2 protein-coding genes and 2 pseudogenes are annotated in these 1,872 nt (G+C 40.0%); 1 reads left to right on the forward strand and 3 read right to left on the reverse strand.

Annotated elements, in window-relative coordinates; genetic code table 11:
• Positions 1-235 (forward strand): annotated as a pseudogene (locus L5M17_RS22815) (IS4 family transposase); the annotation flags it as partial.
• 331 nt (positions 236-566) lie between these two features.
• Here L5M17_RS22815 and L5M17_RS22820 read toward each other — a convergent pair.
• The 3 genes and pseudogenes from L5M17_RS22820 to L5M17_RS22830 form a co-directional block, all read right to left on the reverse strand.
• Positions 567-1,019 carry a hypothetical protein gene (locus tag L5M17_RS22820; RefSeq protein WP_219256083.1) on the reverse strand — a complete coding sequence of 151 codons (453 nt, stop codon included), beginning with the start codon at positions 1,017-1,019 and terminating at the stop codon, positions 567-569.
• Between the two features lie 145 nt (positions 1,020-1,164).
• Positions 1,165-1,539, reverse strand: coding sequence for a hypothetical protein (locus L5M17_RS22825; protein WP_113938872.1), 375 nt, complete (start codon positions 1,537-1,539; stop codon positions 1,165-1,167).
• A gap of 103 nt (positions 1,540-1,642) precedes the next feature.
• Positions 1,643-1,872, reverse strand: a pseudogene (locus L5M17_RS22830) (IS4 family transposase); the annotation flags it as partial.

Consider the following 1,872-nt stretch of genomic DNA (forward strand, 5'->3'; position numbering starts at 1 on the left):
GATGATGGTTCAATGCCTGTTGTGGCTAGTTGGTTTACACGCACAGCAACAGGGCTGGGATAAGCATTTTCAGGCCAATACCATTGGGCATCGAACGGTACTCTCAACGATTCGCTTGGGATTGGAGGTACTCAGGCGGCCTGATTATCAAATCACGGAGAAAGAATTGCTGGCGGCCTGGGTATTATTCGCCAATCAGTTGCTCAAATATGGCTATGCTATGGCTGATTTATGAGGGGATCCTTCAGCGCTTAGCGCTTGTGAGCGTGTTAACAGCATATATTATTCATGGTCCCCCTGCGCATTATCCCTATGTGCATTAGTTGGGGGAATTATGTCTGTTCTTGTTTATTCGTTTTTCCCAATATTTTTCATACAGTATCTGTGTTGATATAAAAATAACAACGAACACACCCGTATCAATAATAAATTTCAATGGATCAAAAGGGTCGCTAAAAATTTCGTAGTGAAAATCGAAGTATTTGAATAATAATTTTGAGCCAAGAAAAGCAAAGATAAAAGAGATAAAGAACTTCAATGGTTTTTCCTCAAAATATGTTGATAAATTAACCATTCTCTTTGGCGCGTTTGTACTCTTGTTGAGATTGATAAATTCCCAGAATGATCAGGCCAAATACGAAATAGAACAATTTTTGCGCTGAAAACTCGATTGTCAACGTAGGATGTTCTAGGTGGCGGTATAGAATACTGTGAGAAATTGCCTCTGTTATCGTCAGAATAAATGGATAGCTAATTAATGCAATAGACGATATTTTCGCGAATTTGTACGTTTGAGGTTGTTTAATGAATTTTGCAATAAATAGTAACGCAAATGATAGCGTCAGATTGCTTATCCATAAAATAGCCGCCGTAATTCGTACTTGAGTATGACTGGCTTGTTCCGCATTGGGATAAACCTCTAATATCTCCTGCAAGTAGCTTGCTGGGCTCACTAATCCCCAAACAGGGTAAAGGCATAGCAGCACGGCAGTGAGCATTAAAATATATCTGATAAACATCCTTTTTCTCCGACAGATTCTGCTTATAAAGCAATACTTGTTATACGAATCATTACCTTAGCATTGTTTTTTACAAGTTGCGATTGCTTTAGCTAAAACTAAATTATTGTGACAAAATCCTTGTTGTTGGATTGCATACTATTTTTTAGGCGCCAACAGCAGAATATATAAGTAGCAAAGATAGCGGGATGGAAAATAGACCAATTAAACGGAATTTATTGTTGAAGTATTGAGCAGACCATAGCGCAAACTTCCTATGTAACCTTGGAGGCGTTAACGCCAAGCCCATTCCAACACTGAATAATACAATACCTATCGCAAAAATGGTCTGTGGAAACTGAGTATCGGTTGAGTAATGGGTAAAAATGAGACCCGCAATAACTCGGCTAAACACTTCAGCAATATGGAAGTAGGGCTGCTCGCTAAATGAAATAATCCCCTTAGAGAAAGACTCAGGCTTTACAGCCATCACTAGACTTAATAACAACATCATTAAACCAAAAGCAGCAATGAAGTACATAGTAGTTCCTTGATATAGTGATGTTTTGATGTTGAAACTATAAATCCAGCGACACAATTAAGCACTCTCATTCCAGTGACACGCTCTGCTCTGAAGGATCCCCTCATAAATCAGCCATAGCATAGCCATATTTGAGCAACTGATTGGCGAATAATACCCAGGCCGCCAGCAATTCTTTCTCCGTGATTTGATAATCAGGCCGCCTGAGTACCTCCAATCCCAAGCGAATCGTTGAGAGTACCGTTCGATGCCCAATGGTATTGGCCTGAAAATGCTTATCCCAGCCCTGTTGCTGTGCGTGTAAACCAACTAGCCACAACAGGCATTGAACCA

This window comes from Shewanella sp. SW24 (genome assembly GCF_025653395.1).
GTDB classification, from domain to species: domain Bacteria; phylum Pseudomonadota; class Gammaproteobacteria; order Enterobacterales; family Shewanellaceae; genus Shewanella; species Shewanella oncorhynchi.